The sequence below is a fragment of the Paucidesulfovibrio gracilis DSM 16080 genome (genome assembly GCF_900167125.1).
Taxonomy (GTDB): domain Bacteria; phylum Desulfobacterota; class Desulfovibrionia; order Desulfovibrionales; family Desulfovibrionaceae; genus Paucidesulfovibrio; species Paucidesulfovibrio gracilis.
Window position 1 is genome coordinate 39,853 of record NZ_FUYC01000005.1, and the last position, 19,772, is coordinate 59,624.

At 62.2% G+C, this 19,772-nt stretch carries 17 protein-coding genes; all 17 read right to left on the bottom strand.

Annotation, left to right across the window (positions count from 1 at the left end):
* Positions 1 to 52 precede the first annotated feature (52 nt).
* Positions 53 to 1,996 (bottom strand): SpoIIE family protein phosphatase, encoded by a 1,944-nt coding sequence (locus B5D49_RS07390; RefSeq protein ID WP_078717049.1) that lies wholly within the window; start codon positions 1,994 to 1,996, stop codon positions 53 to 55.
* Positions 1,986 to 3,005, bottom strand: a complete 1,020-nt coding sequence (locus tag B5D49_RS07395) for an ABC transporter substrate-binding protein (RefSeq protein ID WP_159447158.1) — start codon at positions 3,003 to 3,005, stop codon at positions 1,986 to 1,988. Before B5D49_RS07395 ends, B5D49_RS07390 begins: the two co-directional genes overlap by 11 nt.
* A 4-nt stretch (positions 3,006 to 3,009) precedes the next feature.
* Positions 3,010 to 4,170: a rhodanese-like domain-containing protein gene (locus tag B5D49_RS07400; protein ID WP_159447159.1), complete on the bottom strand. Its 1,161-nt coding sequence runs from the start codon at positions 4,168 to 4,170 to the stop codon at positions 3,010 to 3,012.
* Positions 4,171 to 4,368: 198 nt separating this feature from the next.
* Positions 4,369 to 5,280, bottom strand: coding sequence for an ArsA family ATPase (locus tag B5D49_RS07405; RefSeq protein WP_078717052.1), 912 nt, complete (start codon positions 5,278 to 5,280; stop codon positions 4,369 to 4,371).
* A gap of 47 nt (positions 5,281 to 5,327) precedes the next feature.
* Positions 5,328 to 5,618 (bottom strand): hypothetical protein, encoded by a 291-nt coding sequence (locus tag B5D49_RS07410; RefSeq protein WP_078717053.1) that lies wholly within the window; start codon positions 5,616 to 5,618, stop codon positions 5,328 to 5,330.
* On the bottom strand, positions 5,615 to 6,097 hold the full coding sequence (locus B5D49_RS07415) for a hypothetical protein (protein WP_078717054.1): 483 nt from the start codon (positions 6,095 to 6,097) through the stop codon (positions 5,615 to 5,617). Before B5D49_RS07415 ends, B5D49_RS07410 begins: the two co-directional genes overlap by 4 nt.
* A gap of 71 nt (positions 6,098 to 6,168) precedes the next feature.
* Entirely contained in the window at positions 6,169 to 7,908 is a 1,740-nt protein-coding gene (locus B5D49_RS07420) for a carbon starvation CstA family protein (protein ID WP_078717055.1), read from the bottom strand.
* 290 nt (positions 7,909 to 8,198) lie between these two features.
* Positions 8,199 to 9,914, bottom strand: coding sequence for an ATP-binding protein (locus B5D49_RS07425; protein WP_159447160.1), 1,716 nt, complete (start codon positions 9,912 to 9,914; stop codon positions 8,199 to 8,201).
* 183 nt (positions 9,915 to 10,097) lie between these two features.
* Positions 10,098 to 11,810: a LytS/YhcK type 5TM receptor domain-containing protein gene (locus B5D49_RS07430; RefSeq protein WP_327083012.1), complete on the bottom strand. Its 1,713-nt coding sequence runs from the start codon at positions 11,808 to 11,810 to the stop codon at positions 10,098 to 10,100.
* 24 nt (positions 11,811 to 11,834) lie between these two features.
* Positions 11,835 to 12,623 (bottom strand): LytR/AlgR family response regulator transcription factor, encoded by a 789-nt coding sequence (locus tag B5D49_RS07435; RefSeq protein ID WP_234990656.1) that lies wholly within the window; start codon positions 12,621 to 12,623, stop codon positions 11,835 to 11,837.
* A 99-nt stretch (positions 12,624 to 12,722) separates the two neighbouring features.
* Positions 12,723 to 13,304: a hypothetical protein gene (locus tag B5D49_RS07440; RefSeq protein ID WP_078717057.1), complete on the bottom strand. Its 582-nt coding sequence runs from the start codon at positions 13,302 to 13,304 to the stop codon at positions 12,723 to 12,725.
* 69 nt (positions 13,305 to 13,373) lie between these two features.
* Complete coding sequence (locus B5D49_RS07445) at positions 13,374 to 13,982, bottom strand: class I SAM-dependent methyltransferase (protein WP_159447161.1); 609 nt, start codon at positions 13,980 to 13,982, stop codon at positions 13,374 to 13,376.
* Positions 13,983 to 13,989: 7 nt separating this feature from the next.
* The gene (locus B5D49_RS07450; RefSeq protein WP_078717059.1) at positions 13,990 to 14,865 is read right to left on the bottom strand and encodes a metal ABC transporter permease; all 876 of its coding nucleotides are present in this window, start codon (positions 14,863 to 14,865) and stop codon (positions 13,990 to 13,992) included.
* Positions 14,866 to 14,890: 25 nt separating this feature from the next.
* The gene (locus tag B5D49_RS07455) at positions 14,891 to 15,712 is read right to left on the bottom strand and encodes a metal ABC transporter ATP-binding protein (RefSeq protein WP_078717060.1); all 822 of its coding nucleotides are present in this window, start codon (positions 15,710 to 15,712) and stop codon (positions 14,891 to 14,893) included.
* 49 nt (positions 15,713 to 15,761) lie between these two features.
* Positions 15,762 to 16,637, bottom strand: coding sequence for a metal ABC transporter solute-binding protein, Zn/Mn family (locus B5D49_RS07460; RefSeq protein WP_078717061.1), 876 nt, complete (start codon positions 16,635 to 16,637; stop codon positions 15,762 to 15,764).
* Positions 16,634 to 17,737, bottom strand: a complete 1,104-nt coding sequence (locus B5D49_RS07465) for a methyltransferase (protein ID WP_078717062.1) — start codon at positions 17,735 to 17,737, stop codon at positions 16,634 to 16,636. Before B5D49_RS07465 ends, B5D49_RS07460 begins: the two co-directional genes overlap by 4 nt.
* Before the next feature lie 60 nt (positions 17,738 to 17,797).
* Positions 17,798 to 19,759: a TonB-dependent receptor gene (locus B5D49_RS07470; protein ID WP_078717063.1), complete on the bottom strand. Its 1,962-nt coding sequence runs from the start codon at positions 19,757 to 19,759 to the stop codon at positions 17,798 to 17,800.
* Positions 19,760 to 19,772 lie beyond the last annotated feature (13 nt).

Here is a 19,772-nt window from a genome sequence, read left to right on the forward strand (position 1 = left end):
AGAAGCGGGTTCACCGGGTACTGTCCTGCCGGGCATGCCCGGACCAGACGCATCAGCGCCCGGACCCCTTATACTGCAATGCCAGCATGGTGATGTCGTCGGACTGGCTGGCGCCTCCCGTAAAATGCTTGATGGCCAGGTCCACTTCAGCCACCACGCGCTGCACACCGGTATCCTCCATGGAAGCGAGCAGTTCGCGAAGCCGCTCCTCACTGAACAGCCCCTGGTCATGGTCCATGGCTTCGGTGACTCCGTCGGTGTAGAGGAACAACACATCCCCGGCCCGCAGGGTCATGCTTCGTTCGGTGTAGGTCATGCCGGGCATGGCTCCGGCCATAGGCTCGTTCATCGGCGGCACCAGACGCGCCCGCCGATCCCGAAGCAGCATGGGCGGATTGTGGCCTGCATTGGCGTAGCGCACCTCGCCCGTATCAATGTCCAAAATGCCGAGAAACAGGGTCACGAACATGCAGGAATCGTTTTCCTCGGCCAGATCGTTATTGACCTTTTCCAAAATATCCGCCGGTCCGCCGCTTCGGGGAGCCACCGCCTTGAGCAGGGTCTTGGTCACGGCCATAAAAAAGGCCGCAGGCACGCCCTTGTCCGAAACATCGCCCACCAAAAAACAAAAATGCCGGTCGTCGATGAAAAAGAAATCGTACAGGTCGCCGCCCACGGCCTTGGCCGGTTCAATGGAAGCGAATACGTCGAATTCCTCATGTTCGGGAAATGCCGGAAACAGCTTGGGCAAAATGCCCATCTGGATGTCACGGGCAATGCGCAGCTCAGACTCGATACGTTCTTTTTGCGCCGTGGTTTCCCGCAATTCCCGCATATGCTGGCGCAGGCTTCCGCGCATGTGGTCAAAGGCCTCGGCCAGTTCGCCCACCTCGTCGCGCCGTGCCGGAGGCGGCACCGCCGCATCCAGATTGCCCCCCGCTATTTCCCGGGCCGCAGCGGAAAGCCGGCGCAAGGGCCGGGTGACTCCTCCTGCCGCCCAGAGCACGGCCCCTGCCAGCAGCAGAAAGCCCAGTGCCCCCATGAGCAAAAGATTGCGCGAAAGCGTGGTGGCCTTCTGCAATACCTCATCCCTGGGGAAAAGCATGCCCAGGGACCAGCCGCCCACATGCAGGGGCGTATAAAACAAAAAACTCTCCACCCCGCCCTTGACGCTGACCCGCTCCAGAAACGCGGTACCGCCTTCGGTCATGTCCCGCCCCACGTTCCACAATTCCGTGTCTCCCCGCTCCTCAGCCAGGGAAAAAATGGTGTGGTTGAGCATCAAAGCCTTCAGCGGATGGTGGATAAACGTGCCGTTGCGCGAAATGAGAAAGGTGTACCCCGTGTCATAGAGCTTGGTTCCCCGGGCCATGCGCTGCATCCAGGACAAGGGGATGTCTGCGGTGACCACCCCGGCAAAACGACGCTGACCGTGATGCAGACGGTAAAACGGCGCGGCATAGGTGGTCATCATTACGCCGCCGCCCCCGCTGTCAAAGTACGGCTCGGTCCAGACCGGACCGTTCAATTCCCGCGGGAGCTGATACCAATCCTTGTAAAAATACCGATAATCCGGCCCGCCAAGCTCGGTGACCCGGACCCCGTTGTCGGTGCGGTGGCAATAGGGCGCAAAAAAGAGGCGGTCCTGATCCATCCCGAACGGCTCGAACGCAATGGCCATGGCAAAGATGTCATCATTGCTCTGCACCACGCGCTGGGCCAGGGACGTGACCTCTCCGCTGGTGAGGGAGGCGTCCTCCAGAGCCAGGGCGATGTTGCGCACCACCTGCTCCACTGGCCGCAACTGGGCCGCAATGTGGTTAGCCACCTCGCGCCCGAGGGTCCGGCTGTTTTCCTCGGCCTGCTCCACGATGATCGCACGCGAAGCCATGTAGTTGTAGGCCAGGGCCGCGCCAAAAAGCAACGCGCAGACTCCCAATACGATCATGGCCAGCCGGACGGCCAGACTGTGATGATCCAGACGTTTAGCGGGCATGGTCCGGTCCCTTGTAAAAATGCTCATACTGCGGCAAACGCCGGATCACCCCGGCTTCCAGGAGCTGCCCGGCCACCCGGCGGAACGTTGCGGGATTGAGCGACGGGTCCACCCGGGTCTCGCCCTTCGGGAGGATCACATCGCGCATACGCCGCAGCATCCAGCGCTGATGCACCCGCGTGACAGGCAATCCGGCCTCCCGCATGTGTTCCACGATAACGTCAAGGGTTTCCTCTTCGTGGGCAAAGGCGTATTCCCAGCCTTCCCGCGTGGCGTCCACCACGGCGAGCGCCACCTCGGGACGCTGCTCTGCTGTGGAGCGCAGGCAGTAGACGCCATCCTCGGGAAAATCATACTCGGTATCCCGGAAAAAGATGGGTTGCAGTTCCTCCTCCCGCAATCCAGCGGAAAGCAGGGTATGGTATTCATTATACCACATGACCGTGGTGGCATGGACCGCACCGCGCAAAAACAGGTCCATGGACGACCCCAGCGGCACGATCTCAGGGCGCACGCCCAAGCTGCGAAACAGGGCGCGGGGCTGGATTTGAAATTCGTTGGCCCACATGGAAACCTTGCGGCCGTGCAGGTCCGCTGCGGTGCGGATGCCCTGGCCCCGGCGCGCCACCAGCATCAGGGCCGAATGCCGCACGAACTGGCCCACGTTGACCAGAGGCATGCCCGAATCCCAGCGTTCCAACGCCGTGGAAAGAAACATGGTACAAAAATCCGTGTCCCGGGAATCCAGCCAGTCCGAGGCCACCCGGTCCGGCCCGCCGGGAATCAGGCGCATGTCCAGCCCGCGTTGTTCGTACATGCCCTTCTTCTCGGCCATGTAAAAACCGGCGAATTGGGCCTGCGGCGACCATTGCAGCATCAGGGAAACCCGTTCAAGCCGCTTTTGCCCGGCCCGGGCAGGAACATACGACAGGCAAACAGCCGCCGTCAGAATCAGCAGCCAGGCCGGGACCATCCAAACAGACGCGGTGCCGTGCGGTCTGCCTTGCATTCCCTTACCTCCCCACGGCCTTTTCAAATTCATGCACCCGCGACATCCAGACCTTGCCTTCCATCTCGCCCCGCCAGGCCAGCCGGGGATTCACACGGTAGACCAGGGAACCGTTCACCCGGGTATAGAGCAGCCAGCCGCTTCGTGCCAGCCGATCCGAGGCCTCGAACAACGCCCCCTCGTCCACACCCAGCCGGATCATGGTCTCGGAACGCACCAGCAGGGCGTAATTGTCGAAACGCAACCGCGCCGCCACATACAGCAACAACCGCCGGTCCAACTCCTGAATTTGTCGATCCTTCAACAACCGCAACATATTGTGCTGGCTAAAGGACACGGACGACGTCCCCACATCCACAAGGCGGGTCTTGGCGCTGCGGCCCAGGGATTCCACTCCGCCGTCCAGGAAATAATAATCCGTATATCCATTGGCTTGCAGGAAATATTGCAGCCAACGGGTCTGGCCGCCGTCCGCATCGAAAATAAGCAGTCGCCGCTCCACCCAGACCCGGTTGGTCACGGCCTGCAGCAACGACTCCATGGGGATGTTGCGCACGTCGCGCAGGCGCGGTTCCCGCTCCCGGTGGTAGATGTCCCGAATATCCACCACCAGCGCGCCCGGCTCGTAGGAAAGCCGCTCAAATTCGTCATAGGCAAGCAAATGGCGACGATACAGGGCCGGAGAAATAACCCGCTCCAGGCTGGCCGGGGAATTGCCCATAAGCGTGGCCTTGTCCGGTGCGGCCGCGATCCAGGCGAACACGCCCGCGTCATAGACGTAGACGTTTTCCCAGCCTTGGTTCACGGCCTCCTGAGCCACCCGAAAGGCCCGGGAGCAGGCCGGATCATTGCAATAGAACACCAATGGCGAGGATGCGTCGCGGGCGCGGATGCGTTCCACCACGGCCAGGGGACGGCCATGGGCGATGGGCGCGTTCACGGCTTTGTTGATGCGCGCCACCTCGTATTCAAACTCGGAACGCACATCCACGATCACGGCGCGGGGATATATTTTCAGCAGGGTTTCGGAATCCACCACGGACACGGCGGGATAAAACGGACGCAGGGGGAAATCGTCCTGACCCTGTGCCACACCCGGCAGCAGCATCAATACGACGCACATCAGTCCCCAGAATCTTCCGGGCCGTCCCTTTCCTATTGCCATGTCCGCTCCGTGAGTTCGGGCCGCCGCGAGGATGCGGCCCATACACTTCCTTGATTGCTCTATCAGGTTGCGGACAAAAGCGAAAGAGCGGACGTCCGCAGCGCCTTCCAAGGAGAAACGGACATGCGCAGAAACGATCCCGGACAACGGCCCGACAAAGACACCCCCTGGGAAAGCAGGCTCCCGGTCGCGCCTGCGCTATCCATTGTCGGACTCGGCAAAGCCGAAGTCGTCCTGGTGGGTGTCCAGGTACCCGTTCAACACGTCCAGGCCGATGAGCGGCTCGCTGGAGAGGGCCAGGGGATGCACTGTCGTGCGGCGGAAGATGTCGTGCCCTTCGTCCCAGACGCTTTCCGGCGTGACCTTGTTCATGAGCACGCCGGCAAGGGGGATCTCCATCTCGTCCAGGCTGGTGCAGATGCGTCCGGCCTCGGCAAAGGAAAGCCGGTCCGGGTTGACCACCAGGTGGATATGGCAACGCTCCCCGCTGCGGAACAAATCACGCAGCTCCGTAAAAAACACACGCTGTTTGTCCAGCCGGGAGCTGATCTTGTCACATTCGATCTCACACGCGCCCATGTGAATCTTGGTGATGATCTTCTTTTTCTCCATGATCTCCTTGCGCAGAGCCAGGAGCTGTTCCAGCCAGACCAGGGAAAGAGCGGGCAGGTTGAAAAATTTCATGGTCAGGGCCGTGGGCGGCATGTCGTAGACGATGATGTCCGGCCCGGGATTTTTATCGCGGTAATGCTTGAAGGCCAGGAGCAAGGCGTATTCTTCCAGGCCGGGGGAATGCTTGATCACATTCAGGCGGTCGCCAAGGTTGAAGGCCGCGTGATAGGTGTAGGTGCGGCGCACCTGATCCTCAATGCCGCGCAGGTACTCCCGAATCCAATCGTCAATGTCGGCCTGGGCCACGCGCAGCCGGTCGGCCACGGCAATGGGCTTGGCCCCGAATTCCATATCGAAAATGTCGGACTGGTTGTGGGCCGGGTCCAGAGAAACCAGGAGCACCTCGCGTCCGGACCGGGCCAGCTGCATGGCCGTGAGCGACGATGTGGTGGATTTGCCCACCCCTCCCTTTCCAGCATGAAAATAATAGCGTTGCATAATCGGTTCACTCCCTGATCCACGACATGATCACCGCGGGCCGCCTGTCAGAGCACGTCAAACATGGAAAACAAATCCGCCAGCGGATCCTGGGCCGTACAAGCCCGGTTCGCCATGAGCGTCAATTCTTTTTCCATTTCGGGCAGCAATTCCAAAGAAATATACATGGGCGGCGCCTGAATGCCCACAAAGGATCCCAGCACCAACAGGCTGAAGATGTTTTCCAGTTCCCGGGTCTCCCACTCCAGCCGATCCGTGGCCTGGTGGCGATGGACCTCCTCGGCCAGCTTCCAGCCCCGGCGGAGCTTGTCCAGCAGATTTCGCAACAGGTCGTTCATGCGGACTCCCGCCCCACGCGGAACAGGCGCATCTCGTGCGTGACGCGCTCCCGCGACGGGAAATAATAGTAGGCCGCATAGAGCGCGGCCAGGGTGGCTCCGGCAAAATGAAACAGGCTCACCCCAAGCAGGTAGCCCAAGGCCGCGACCCAGGTGGCGGGCAGGGCCGTGTTCAGCAAATTTTTCTCGAACGCCAGAAAATCCGGCGTATCCACGCTGCGGGCTTCGGCCACGCGCCCCACGAAACGCACACGCATCCACAAGGGAGAAGCCAGCGCCAGGACCACGGCAACGATCAACACCGCAGGGCCGGCCACATCCAAAGGAATCATGTCCACGGGCTGGGCCTGAAAGAAACGCAGCACCAACCCCAGCAGGGCCAGGGCCGCGGCAGGAACCAGCAAGACGAAGTAATGGCGGAGCAGATTCCCCCGCAGCTGTTCCAAAAGCTCCACTCGGGTATCGACAGTCTGGGGCATGCTCTTTCCTTCATTCAAGCCCCGGCCGGGACAAACCCGGCCGGGGACAGGATGTTTCGTTGTACGGACCGCTAGCCGGCGTCGCGCATGGCTTCAGAGCCATCGGTCTTGAAGAACCGGACCAATCCCTCAAGGATGACCCAGATGGACACGCCGAGCACCAGCATGTTCAAGGTCATCAGCAGCATGTTGTCCTTGGCCGCGTAGATGCCCTGGTTGATGAAGATGGCCCAGATGGTCATGGAGGCCAGGAACAGGGCCGGAAGACCGGAGATGAGCCAGGCCAGGCCGCCGCGCCGCTTCAGGTACACGGTGACCGTGGTGAGCACCAGGGCCGCGAGAATCTGGTTCACGCAACCGAACAGGGGCCACAGCGCCAGAGCGCCCTTGCCGTTGGCACCGGAGCTGAAGGCCAGGCAACCGGCCAGGAACACGGCCACGGCAGTGGAGAAGAACTTGTTGTTGAACAGGCCGCTGAGCGGTGTGGAGCTGAACAGCTCGGTCAGCGCGTACCGCTCGATGCGGGTGGCCGTATCCATGGTGGTTCCGGCGAAGGAAGCCACGAACACGCCCATGATGGCCAGGGCCACGTTATGCGGCAGGCCAATGGTTTCGATCATGTTGGCAGCGCCGACCACAAAGGCCGCCACCTTGGAACCGAGACCAGCGGCCGCGGCCCAGGAGGAGTAGTGCGTGGTCCAGGCGGCCAGACCGGTGAGGGCCGCGCCGTCCTTGGTGGTGTAGCCCAGGCCGATGCCCGCGGCCACGGCCACGATGACCAGGGTGGAGAGGGTCGCTTCGGTGAGCATGCCGCCGTATCCCACGAACAGGGAGTCCTCTTCACTACGCACCTGCTTGGAGGTGGTGCCGGAGGAAACCAGGGAGTGGAAGCCGGAGATGGCGCCGCAGGCGATGGTGATAAACAGGAACGGGATCATGGACGGAGCGCCGTCCGGATGCGCCTGCACCGCCGGGGCTACCATTTCCAGACCGCCGGAGCTGAACGAAGCCGCAAACACGCCCACGACCATAAGGGCCAGGGCCACCACCAGCTGGTGGGAGTTGATGAAGTCACGCGGCTGGAGCAGCAGGGTCACGGGCAGGGTCGAGGCGATAAAGGCGTAGGCCAGCAGCACCAGGGTCCAGGTTCCGGTGGCGGGCATGCCACCGATGGTGGGCAGGTCAATGGGCACGTAGGTGCCGATGACCACCGTGACGTACATGAGAATCAGTGCGCCGATGGACCAGGTCAGGCTGTTCACGCCCTTCTTGTAGATCATGTAGCCGAGACCCATGGCGATGGGCACTTCCAGCCACACCGGGAGCACGGACGCGGGGTACATGTGGAAGATCACGGCAATGACCAGACCGAAGATGGCGGTGATGATCAGCAGATCAAGGAAGACCACCACAAAGAAGAAAATCTTGGTGCGCGGGCTGATGTACTTGGCCGTGAATTCGGATACGGACTTGCCCTGGTTGCGCATGGACAGGATCAGCGCGCCGAAGTCGTGCACCGCACCCATGATGATGCTGCCGAAGAAGATCCAGATCATGGCCGGCAGCCAGCCCCAAATGACCGCGATGGCCGGACCCACGATGGGACCGGTACCCGCGATGGACGTAAAATGGTGACCGAAGATGATTTCTTTTTTCGTTGGTACGAAGTCGTAGCCGTCCTCAAATTCCACGGACGGGGCTTTGGTGTCGCCGGAAAGGGCGAAAATCTTTTTCCCAATGTACCGACCATAGAGCCGGTACATGATCAGATAGCCAAAAAATGCGATCAGCATCATGAACAAGGCGTCCATACACGTCCCTCCACTTTGGTTTTGCATTGCGTCCGGACCCGCGGCCGCCATGCGGGCTGGCCGCCCCTCCCGGTCCGGATGTTGCCCACGATCTATGCATGATCCCGAGCATCATTCAATATGAAGTGGAGAAATTGCATTTTTGCGGAACGAATGGTCGATACGACAGCTTGAAATGCAGCCGTGCAACAGGGTGGAATACTGCTGGGCGCGGCCGCACCGTTATCGCATCTTGCGATCCCGCATCCCGTAGCATGTGCATCCGTTCGGGAACAACCGCCCGTCGCGGCTCACGACGGTGAGGCCTCTTTCCGTTCCTCCTCACGGACCAAAGAGACAGGCAGACTGAAGCAAAAGCAGGTTCCCTGTCCGACTTCGCTGGTGACGCTGACACCACCGCCCATGGCCTCCACAAGACGCCGCACAATGGACAGCCCCAATCCGGCCCCACGCCCCACGGCCGCGTCACCTGGACGGCTCTGCACAAAAGGATTGAAAAGGGTGTCCAGGGCTGATTCCTCAATGCCGCGCCCCGTGTCCGCAACGCAAAAGAGCATGCGGATCTTGTCGCTGGAAGGCCCGGGAAGCCGTCCGACATCCACTTCCACGCTCCCGGCGTCCGTAAACTTCACGGCATTGCTGAGCAGATTATTGCAAATTTGCTGCAAGCGCAGGGCATCGCCGCGTAAAAATTGCGGAAGCGCCCTGTCCGCTCGCAGCACCAGGGCCACGCCCTTTTCGCGGCAGGCCGGAGCAAAAAGGTGCTCCACCTGCTGCAACACCTCGCGGGGCTGGAAAACCTGGTCCGCCAGCTCCAGCCGTCCCGCCTCCACACGGGACAAATCAAGGATATCGTTCAAAAGCGTCATCAGCCGCTTGGCGGCCCGTTGCGCATGGTCCACATATTCGGCCTGCTCCGGATTCAAATCCGTGGTTTGGAGCAACTGCTGCATGCCCATGACCCCGTTGAGCGGCGTACGGATTTCATGGCTCATGCGGGCAAGAAATTCCGACTTGGTCTGATTTGCCTGTTCCGCTGCGGTCTTGGCCCGCTCCAAGGCATGCTCCACCTTGCGGCGTCTGGAATTCTCCGCGTGCAGACGCTCCACGGTGCGGCCCAGTTCCTCGGTCCGCCGCCCCACATCGCGTTGCAGCGTGCTCTGCCGATAGGCCAGCAGGTACGCCACAACCCCGCTGAGGAACAACACGAGCACGGCAAGTGTCCGAAAAGCACGAATGGAGAGTGAAATCAGTGAACGCCAGCCGTCCTTCGGAACCATGGCCAGGTGCCAGACTCCTTCGGGAAGCAGCACGTCCACGGTTTCCGGGTCCGACTCCAGCACCTCGGGCCGCCCGTAAAAGACGTTGCCCCCCACATCCACAAGGGCCAGATGCATCTGATCCATGTCCGAGGCAATGCCTGCTTCCCGAAACACGGGCGGCACATCCACCACCATGGTGGCCAGCCCCCAGAATGTCGCACCATCAAACACGGCAATACGGGCCACAAGCCCCAGTCCGCCCTGACGCAGTTCATACGGACCGCTCAACGCCACATGCCCGGTTTCCATGGCCCGCCGCACATCCTTTCGCACCTGGGGGCGCTTGTCCTCAAGGAGGTTGTGGCCCACGGCCTTGCGGTTGCGCTCCAGCGGGTAGACAAACGTGTTCACCCCACCGGGCGCCACAATGAAATTCCGGACTCCCGAGGCAGAGGAGTGCAGCCCCGAGGCAAAAAGATTAAAGGATTCTTCAAGGATCCGCATGGCCTCACCCCGCTGTACCGCGGTTTCAGTGAAGACCTTAAGCCCCTGCAACAGGGAAAGACGGCGGTTCACGGCATTGGCCAGGGCAATGCTGTAACGGTCGAGCTGCTCCCGGACCTCGGCGCGATTCTGTTCCAAAAGATATCCGCGATAACGCTGCTCCAAACCATGCAGCAACGTCCCCACCAGGGCCGCCACCACCAGGGCCGCCACAGCAGCCTTCCGCCGCGGCGAACGCAACAGCCCCGTCTTTCGCCTGCTTCCTATGGCCCCTGACTCCATGCTCCGCCCTTCGCTTCAAAAGAGTATGTGTTTCAAATATACTAACCCATATTTCTGTGGAATTGTCCAGCCCGGGCACGGACCGGATAGATCTGAATCGGAGAACACGCCGGTGCTGGCGAACAAGCCGGGAGGCCGCACTCAGTTTACGGACCGGCGCGGCACCGTAAAGCTTACCGTGGTTCCCCGGCCGGGCAGACTGTCGATGCGCAGGGAATGCTCCGGCCCGAACATCTGCTCCAGACGGTTCTTGCAGTTGCGCACACCGATATGGTCGTCCCCGGCGTATTCGCCCTCGCCTTCCAGCAGGGAACGCACATGCGCCCCGGTCATGCCCACGCCGTCGTCCTCCACCTGCACGCGCACCAACCCGTTCTCTCCAGTGATGTCCAAACGCACCACACCGCCCTGCTCCCGGCCCAGAATACCGTGCTTGACCCCGTTTTCCACCAGGGGCTGAATGATCAGCGCAGGAATGATGCAGTCCTCCAGCCCGGGCTGCACGCGCACTTCGCTTTGAATACGCTCGCCGAATCGGGCCTTTTCGATCTCCAGATAGGAGCGCACCTGTTCCAGCTCGGATTCAAGTGGGGCAAAGCTGCCGTCCGAGGCCAGGTTGCGGCGCATAAACAATGCCAGCTCCGACAGCAGCGAACGGGCGCGCTCCGGCTTGGTGCGGCAAAATGAGCCAATGGTGTTCAGGGCGTTGAACAAAAAATGGGGGTTGATCTGGGCCTGAAGCCGCCGAATCTCGGCCCGGGCCAATAGCTGATTCTTGATCTGAATATCCTCCAGCTCCAGCTGGGTGGAAAACAGATCGGCCAGCCCCTTGGCCAATTCGAAATGCACCTCGTCCAGGCGCACGTCCTCGGTGCCGTAAAGTTTGAGCGCGCCCACAATGCGCCCGCCCTTGCGCATGGGTACGATCACTGCGGAACTGAGTGGACAATGGGGTACGTCGCAGCCGATGGCCTCCCGGTTGCGCAGGAACATGGGAACCCCGGTACGCAAGACCTTGCGTGTGGCCTGGGTTCGCAATCCCTTGCCGATTTCATGATGATCGTCGCCCGCCCCGATATGGGCCAGCACCTTGGTGGTGTCCGCGATGTCCACGGCGGCCACGGGTACCCGTTCCCAGATAATGGATGCCGTGGCCCGGGCCGAATCCCGGTTCAGGCCGGAGCGCAGATGCCCCACGGTCTTGTTGGCGATGTCCAGAATCTGATGAATGCGGCTGGAATCCCGGCGGCTGCGGTACTCGAAAAGCATGTGCAGAGATTGCACGAAAAGCACGGCCCCGAAGGTATTCACCGTGATCATGGGAATGGTGATGACCTTGACCAGTTCCAACGCCTGTTCAAAAGGTTTGGCCATGGTCAGGACCATGAGCTGGTGCACGGTCTCCCCCACCAGTCCGACCCAAAGAGCCACGCGCCAGTTCAGGCTGTTGCCGCGCAAGCGGCGGTGTACCCAACCGGCAAAACAGCCCTCCAAAAACGTGGCCAATCCGCAGGGAAGAGAGCTGAATCCGCCCGGATCGATAAGGTAACGGTGTCCCCCGGCAATCAGCCCGGCCCCGAAGCCCACGCTGGGTCCGCCCAGCAGTCCGGCCGTGATCACCGAGACCCCGCGCAGGTTGGCGTAGGACTCGAACACCACGTCCCCGCCATACGTGCCAAGGATGCCGAAACAGCCGAAGATCAGGGCCAGCAGCAATCGGTACCGCGGCTCGGGCTTGCGAATGACCCCCAGCCTGCCCACGGGCGTAAGCGACAGCACGAACAGGCCCATGGCCAGCATGGCGCCGAATCGCTCGATCAGGGTCAGCAGCAGATTGAGGATGTGATAGGTCACGTTGCCACGACTCCGGCCAAAGAATCAGAGAATGCCCAGACGTTGCTTGAAGTCCCGGACACGTCCCCGACTGAGGGTCACCTCGGTCCCGGCATCGTCGTCCAGCACCAGACAATATTTGCCCGCGGTCCAGGGGGAAAATTCGCGCACCCGCTCAAGGTTGACCACGGTGCCTCGATTGGCACGGAAAAAGGACAGGCCGTGCAGCCGATCCTCCAGCTCATCCAAGGTGGTGGGACCGTGGCAGGGATAGCTGTCCCGGCCGGTATGCACCAGAATACGCTTGTCATGCCGTTCGCAATGGGTCACCTCGGACGCGTCCACCAGCTGGATCCGCCCGCCGGTCTCCACGGTGAGCCGCACCAGTCCGCCCGGAATCGTGGTCCGGGCCAGCCCCGCCACACCGGGCTGCTGTGGAGGAGCCGCATCCGCCCGCCCGCGCAACAGGCCACGCACCCGCTCCACGCTTTTGTGCAGCCGGTCCAGGGTCACGGGCTTGAGCAGATAGTCCACCGCGTTTTCCTCAAACGCCCGTACCGCGTACGCATTGTAGGCAGTGACGAACACGAATAGCGGCGGTCGAGGCATACGCAACGATTCCCGGAGCACGTAGAACCCGTCCCGTCCGGGCATTTGAATATCCAGGAAAACCAAATCCGGCGCGTCCTCACGGATGGCCCGCAACGCACCAGAGGCATTGGGCGCCTCGGAAAGTTCCAAATCCGGAAAGCTGGCAAGCAGATATGCCAGTTCGTCCCGGGCTGGAGGTTCATCATCCACAAGCAAGGTGCGGATGGTCATGTTCTCGTTCATGGCGTATGCGCCCTCGCGAGGTTGTGAACAGGAAAGACGCGCACCTCCCGGCGCGAAGTTCCTTTCCGCATCCCCCAAGCGGCCTGGGGGATTCGTCCGTCATTTTTTGGAGGGACGGTCCGCGCCCCCCATGCGGCGGTACTGCGCACGCGTGAAAAACACATAGTCGCGCATGGGTGTGGAGCAGCTCCATTCCCGGTCCGTGCCGAGTCCCCCCTGGATCACGCCCCGATTTTCGCGTTCATACTCGGCCTTGCCACGCATGCGCTTACGGGCGCGGGCCGCGGCAACTTCATCCCGCAGCAGGTCCGCCGGATACACGGCGCGGCGGCCCCATATCCAGGCCGGGAACAGCAGCAGGGCCATGGTGCCGAAAAAAGCCAGCCGAAGCGGTCCGTGCGGGGGAATCCACTGCGGAAACGCCAGTGCAAACCCGCCCATGGCAAGCACGGGAACAATCCACGCGGCATGCCGCAACCGGCGCAATGCAACGCACCGGGGGCACACCGGATCGCTTCCGCGTCCTACGATTTCATAAGCGGTGGTGGTCTGTTTTGTGCGGCAACAGGAACCTTCCATGCGTTCCTGCACGGAAAGCTGTTTGCCGTAATAATACACGCCCAGGCCGAGGTTCTCGCGGGAGCCGCATCCCACACAACGTTCAAGTTCCGCGTCAGTCATGCTTCCGTGCATACGCACAACACGGCCTTTTTGTCCATGGGGCGTCCTCCCGAAGCCGCGCCCAACCTGTCAGGCGCGGGACGCGGAAAGCAGGTACAGCCCCGGCAGATCCTCCAATACGGCGATGGAGAACCCCACGGTCTCGAACATGGCGTGCATGCCCTCGGCGTCGGGCAAGAGGTCGTTTTCAACGGCAGTCCCGGCCTTGCGGTGGACATCGTTGACCTCGTCGCGGCCGATGAAGTGGGAAACGATGACCCGTCCGCGCGGCTTGAGCAGTTTGCTGATGCGCTCCAGCGCCCGGGCCGGATCATTGAAATGCGGAAAAACCTGATGGCAGACAACGGCATCGTAGGCCCGCTTCGGCAACACGCAACGCTCCAGGTCCGCGACCAGCACCTCCGCGTTGTCCATCCCCGTCAGCCGGGTTCGGGCCGATTCCACCATACGCGGGCTGATGTCCAGCGCCGTGACCGACCCCTTTGGTCCAACGGTTTGGGCCAGCCGTTCGGTCAGCCGCCCGGTGCCGCATCCCGGCTCCAGGAGGTCATGCCCCCGGCCCGGCGGCAACAACGCAAGCAGCCGCTCCAGCTTGCCTTCCTCGTCCTCCCCGTAGGGAGCGTCCGCCCACGGCGCCCTGGCCTGAGCATCAAAAAACTTGATCTTGCTTTCGTACACGGGTTCCTCACTTCTCTTGCGCGGGCGCGCCGATCCGCCCGGAATATCCGATTTCCAGTCGTTCCCGGCGGGACAACGAACGTTTTTTCGGAGAAAACAGCGTGGCCAGAATGAACAGCACCGTGGAGACCAGCACGATGACCGCGCCGGACGGCACGTCCAGCCAATAGGAACAGGTCAGCCCGATCCAGCAGGAGGCCACCCCGAACAGCGCGGCCAGCACAAAGATGCGTTTAAGATCGTAGGAGAGCTGATAGGCGGCCGCCGCCGGATTGATGACCAGACTGTAGATCAACAGCCCGCCGATGCTGCGGAGCGAAGCGGTCACGGTCAGGCCCGTGCAGATCAGCATGACGTAATAGACCGCTGTGGCGGGAATGCCCACGGCCAACGCCGCGCTCCGATGGCAGAGCACAGCCCGGACCTCCTTGAAAAACAGCACCAGCCCTGTCAGCAGCAGGCCACAGACCACGCCCATGAGCGCCAGATCCATCCGTTCCACCGTAAGGATGCTGCCCCAAAAAAGGTTCAGGGCGCTGGTGCGCGCCCCGGTCATCAGCCCGAGGAACAAAAAAGCCAGCCCGAGCATGGCGGAAAACACGATGCCCACCACGGTTTCCGGGGCAAAATCCGCACGGTCGGACAATGGACCGATCAGTCCGGCCGCGGCAATGCTGAAGCCAAAGGCCAGGGGCAGCCAGTCCACGCCGAGCAGAATGCCCAGCAAGGCGCCGGCAAACGCGGCGTGGGCCATGCATGTACCGATGGCCGTAATACGCATGGTGACCACCAGCACTCCGGTGACCGCGCAGGAAGCGCCGCCCAGCAGCCCGGCCAGATATGCCTTCTGCATAAATCCGTAACTCAAAAATCCCCAGTCCATGCCCGTCCTCCCTGTTTGATCCGGCTCAGTACACCAGGTGCGTGCGGCCGCCGTCCTCGATCACGCGGATACGTGTTCCGTACAGCTCACTGAGCATTTCCGGGTCCGCCATGGCCCGGGGCGTATCCACACGCACGAGCCGCCCGTCCTTCATGCTGGCGATGCGCGTGCACACGTCGGGCAGGGTGTTCAGATCATGGGTGACGATCAGGCTGGTGAGACCGAACCGCTCGTGCACGGTACGGATCAATTCGAGAATGCCCCGCTGGGCCTGCCAGTCCAGGGAGGCCGTGGGTTCGTCGAGCAGCAGGATCTCCGGCCGCTGGAGCAGGGCGCGGGCAATGGCGGCCCGTTGCCGTTCCCCGCCCGAAAGATGGCCGAGGGGACGATGCTCCAAACCCGAAAGCCCCACCAACTGCATAAATTCCTCGGCCTTGCGCCGCTCCGAAGCCGGTACACGCCGCAGCAGCCCAAGCCGTCCGTAGCATCCCGTGAGCACGCTCTCGGTCACGGTCATGGGCAGAAGCGGGTCAAATTCCTGCAACTGGGCCACGTACCCGATGCGGCGGCGCAAATGGCGGGCCGTGCGCCCGGTCACGGGAATTCCGAGCACCTCGACCCGCCCGGCCACAATGCGGCCAAGTCCGTTCAGCACGGTCAGAAGGGTGGTCTTACCCGCGCCGTTCGGACCAATCACACCGAGAAATTCACCACGCCGCAGACGGAGGCTCACCCCACGCATGGCCACATGTCGCCCGTAGGCGGCAGCCACGTCCTCCAAAATCAAAACCGGGGAATCCTCCCCTACTTCGGCAACGCTTCCGCCGCCTGGCTGCACATGCCGCATGGCCACTCCCGTGTGTGGTGTCCGGCCCGCTTGACGGACCAGCATGATTCTATTCGCCGTTGTGTTGCAATGCCCGGATCATCCGGTCGATATTGCCCGTGAACACGGCTTCCCATTGATCCTCGCCAGGAACGCCGCCCGGAAATGAACTCAGGTCGGCCCGGCCCGCGCCCAGGGATTCGGCCAGCCCCCGCCCGGCTCCAGGACCGCTTTGAATGTTGTCCAACACGGCCCGGACCCGGTGTTCCCGGCCCAGATTCAACAGGCGTTCAAAACATTCCGGGGTCAAATCCTCGGGTCGGCCATAGGTTCCGACCACACGCAATCCAGCCCAGTCCGCCAGCGGCTCCTGCAGGGCGGAACAGAGCACGGCCGGAGCATCGGCAGCGGCTTTTCCTGGATGCAGGCCCAGCGCGGCCAGGCGACGCTGCTCCCGATCACCCACAGCCCGAATCCGTTCAATGCGCCGGTCGGCAGCGCCGCGAATCGCGGTTGCCTCCCCTGGCCAACGCGAAGCGAGCCGATCCGCCAAAAACAGGGTGAGCCGTTCCTGAGCCTTGGGCAACAGGGCGCAGGTCTCTTCCGGCAGGTTCAGCAACTCCAGCTCGGGATTTGCCGCAGCCCGAACCAAATTACGCATGTTGGGCATATCTTTTTGAAAATATTCCAGAACCAACAGGTCGGCCTGACCCAAAAACCGCAGATCCCCGGGCCGCAGGTCGTAATGCCCCGGACAGGAACCGCCCGGAATGAGCAGGCGCACCTGGAGCCGGTCGCCGCCCAGGTCCGTAAGGATGTCGGCCACGGTACTGGTTCCGGCCAGGGCGCAGGGCCGTTCCCCGGCCATGGCCTGGGAGGGTGTCCAGGCTGAAAGGAGCAGGACGCCGAGCGTCAACGTGAGAAAACGGAAGATACTACGACTCATGCCTGTTGCTCCAAAGGTTTGCGGCAGACCACCAGCCGGGAATCGAGGCGATCCCCGAATTTGCCCAGATCGGGCGAGGCAAAGTCCTCGGGTCCGTACTCGGCCAGAATTTCAAAACGCTGCCCCAGCAGATCAAAATAGTCCTCCTGGCAGAGATCCCCGGCAAAACTGTACACATGCGGTCCCTTGCGCACGCCAGGAAACGCGGTCATGTTCCATTCCACGTCCGAAAGCGCGTCCTTGGATCCCTCGTCCCGGGCATAGAACGCGTGTTTGCTCACGAACAGTCCCCCAGGGCGCAGACAGGCGTAAATGCGTTCCAGCAGTTCGGGATTTTTCCCGCCCGGATTATAGAACAGCAGAACCGCGTCCCGGTCCTGGCCCAGGGAATCGGCAAAAATATTCGCCGGGGTGAACCGTACCCCGGAACCGTCGGCACAGGCCGGACCCAGCCGGTCAATCCAGGATTCCGCATGTTCGCGGGCGCTCTCCAGGTCCATGACCTCGGCGTGCAGCCCCGGACAACGGGCGCACAGGGCCAGGGAGTACAGGGCATGGCCCCCGCCAAGGTCCACCATATTGCGAACCTGGTCGAACCCGGGAATTGCGGCCACCAGCTTTGCGCTGCGCTGGGCCTCGCCCACCAGGGATTCCGCGGCCAGGGCCGGGAGGAACCACCCCCCGAACAACCCTTCCCGCCAGGGATCGAGCGGTTCCTGACCCAACGCTTTGGGCAACCGGCTCCACAGGGCGCAAGTTTCGGCCACGTTTTCCAGCACGGGCCGCTGGCACAGGGGATCCTCGCCGTGCAGCAGGGACGCGGTCCATGGCGCGGGCGCATACTTGTCGCCGTCCCGGTCCAAAATGCCGTTTTCCGCCAACAGTTCGCACACCGGAGCGAGCAGTTCCGTTCGGCTTCCAAGAAGCTCGGCCCACTGCCCCACGGTGCGAGGTTCCCGGGACTGATCGAAAAGTCCGGCTTCGGCCACGGCAAGCAGCGCCATAAAGACTTTGTATCCTCGGGCAGCGCCGTGCAGCAATTCATACAGTCGGTGCGCCCCGGGTTCGGGCGGTGTGAGCAACAGTTCGCGATCCGGCATGGTGTGTTCCAATGGAGGCGGCGCATTGCGCCGCCTCTGTTTCGATTCGGTTCAGGACGATCAGAAGTTCAGCTTCAGACCAATGGTGCCGTTGATGCCCGGCATGGGATAGTTGGGCTTGTAGGCATATTCTTCGTCCAGCAGGTTTTCCACGGCCAGATACAATTCGCCGCCGCCCAGGATCTCGGACTCGAAGTCCCAGCCCACGCGGGCGTTGGTCACGAAGTGGGAGTCCACTTCCTGCAGGTTGGCCGCATTGTTCACCCGGGCCTGGCTCATGGCGTACATTTCGTCCACGTACTCGCAGTCCATGTTCAGGGTGAAGTCTTCCAGGAAACGCCAGGTGAATCCGCCGCTCAGCGTGGTTGCCGGAGCGTAGGGCAGGTCGTCGGGCGTGGTTTCCTGCGTGGTCAGCCCCGCGAACACGGAGAAGTTGTCCGTGGGCGTGAGCGTCAGCGTGAATTCCCAGCCGTGGATGTCGTATTTTTCCACGTTGGACCAGGCACCGGCGTTCACGACGTACCGGTTGCGACCGTCGTCATGGAAGTAGGTCACGTCGGCCGTGGCCATATCCCCGAAGCGCTGGGAAACGCCCGCTTCAAAGTGGTCCGTGGTTTCGGCTTCAAGCGTTTCCGCGCCGCCGAAGGGCACCCAGATGGCCGCGATCACGTCGTGGCCGGGGTAGACCACGCCGCGAGAAACAGACACATGCGCCTCGGTGTCGGCGTAGCCGAACACCAATCCGGCAAACGGGGCGGTTTCGCTGTCGTATTCGTTGTGCTCATAATAGCGCATGCCCAGGGAGGGCTGGGCGAACCAGCCTTCACGGTCGCCAATGAGCTGGCTTGCCGAAACATACGGCATGGTCAGGTAATAATCGTCAGGGTTCACGTAGCGGTCCGCTCTGTTGTCGTAGGTGAAGTGGATCGTGCTCTGCCACGCGTCCACGTCCAGTCCCACGGTAAGGTCCGCGCCCTGCCAGGGGTGGGCGGTCTCCTTCAAACGAACCCCGTAAAAGGTAAAGTCGTTCAGGCAATCGTCATCCGTACCGGCCTGGTCCTTCCAGTTGCCCTCGCCCGTGTTCACGAAGAACTTGAATTCCCCGTCAAACAGGCCGTGGTCATGGGAAAGCGTGGCCGAAAGCAACTGGGCGTTGGTGCCGTAGGTGCCGTCGGACACGCCGCCGGCAGTGTCCGGCCCGGGGTCGGAACTGCGGTTGGTGGTTCCCAGCGCCAGCACGCTCAGATCCCAATTGTCGGAAAGGCCGAACCCCAGGTTGGCGTAGTATCCGAGCTTGTTGCCCCAGGAGTCCTTACGATGCCCGTCGGACCGGACATAGCCCTGCCCCAGGTAGTAGTTGAAATCTTCGTCGCCGCCCTCGTGCTCGATGGATTCACCCATGGTGCCGTAGCTGCCCGCATACATGCGCAGGGAAGTGGCGGAACCGTCGCCGCGATGCCGTTTGACCCGCATGTTCACTGCGGAAAGGGAGTTGCCGTACTTCTGGGGTTGCGGTCCCTTGGCCACTTCCAGGGACTCGGCCGCGTCCACGGGCAACAAATCCATGAGCGGATGGTTCCACGGTCCCATGTACATGGGTACGCCGTCGATGTAGGTTTTGATCTCCGAACCGGGACGGCTGGAACCCATGCCCCGGATGAACACGGCCCCGCCTTCACCGCCGCCCCAGGAGCCGACATGGTTGTGGCGGCTAATGGTCACGCCCGGCACACGGCGCAGCGCCTCGGGCAGATCCACGGCGTTCAGCGCCTCGATCTGTTCCCGGCTGACCACGGTGGTGGTGGAGCCGAAACCGTCCACCACGTTGCCTTCAATGACGGACTTGGCTACAACGTCCACTGCGGGCAGTTGCAGCTCGTCGCCCTCCTCCTCGGCCAGAGCCGCAGGAGCCGCGATCAGCAGCAGCATCAGGCAGCAGAGCGCCGCCAGCCCGTTTCTTCCGCAGCGCCCTTTCCATCGGCGGGGCGCTCCCTCTCCCGTCCAGTACTTCCTCTTTTTCATCGCAACCACTTCT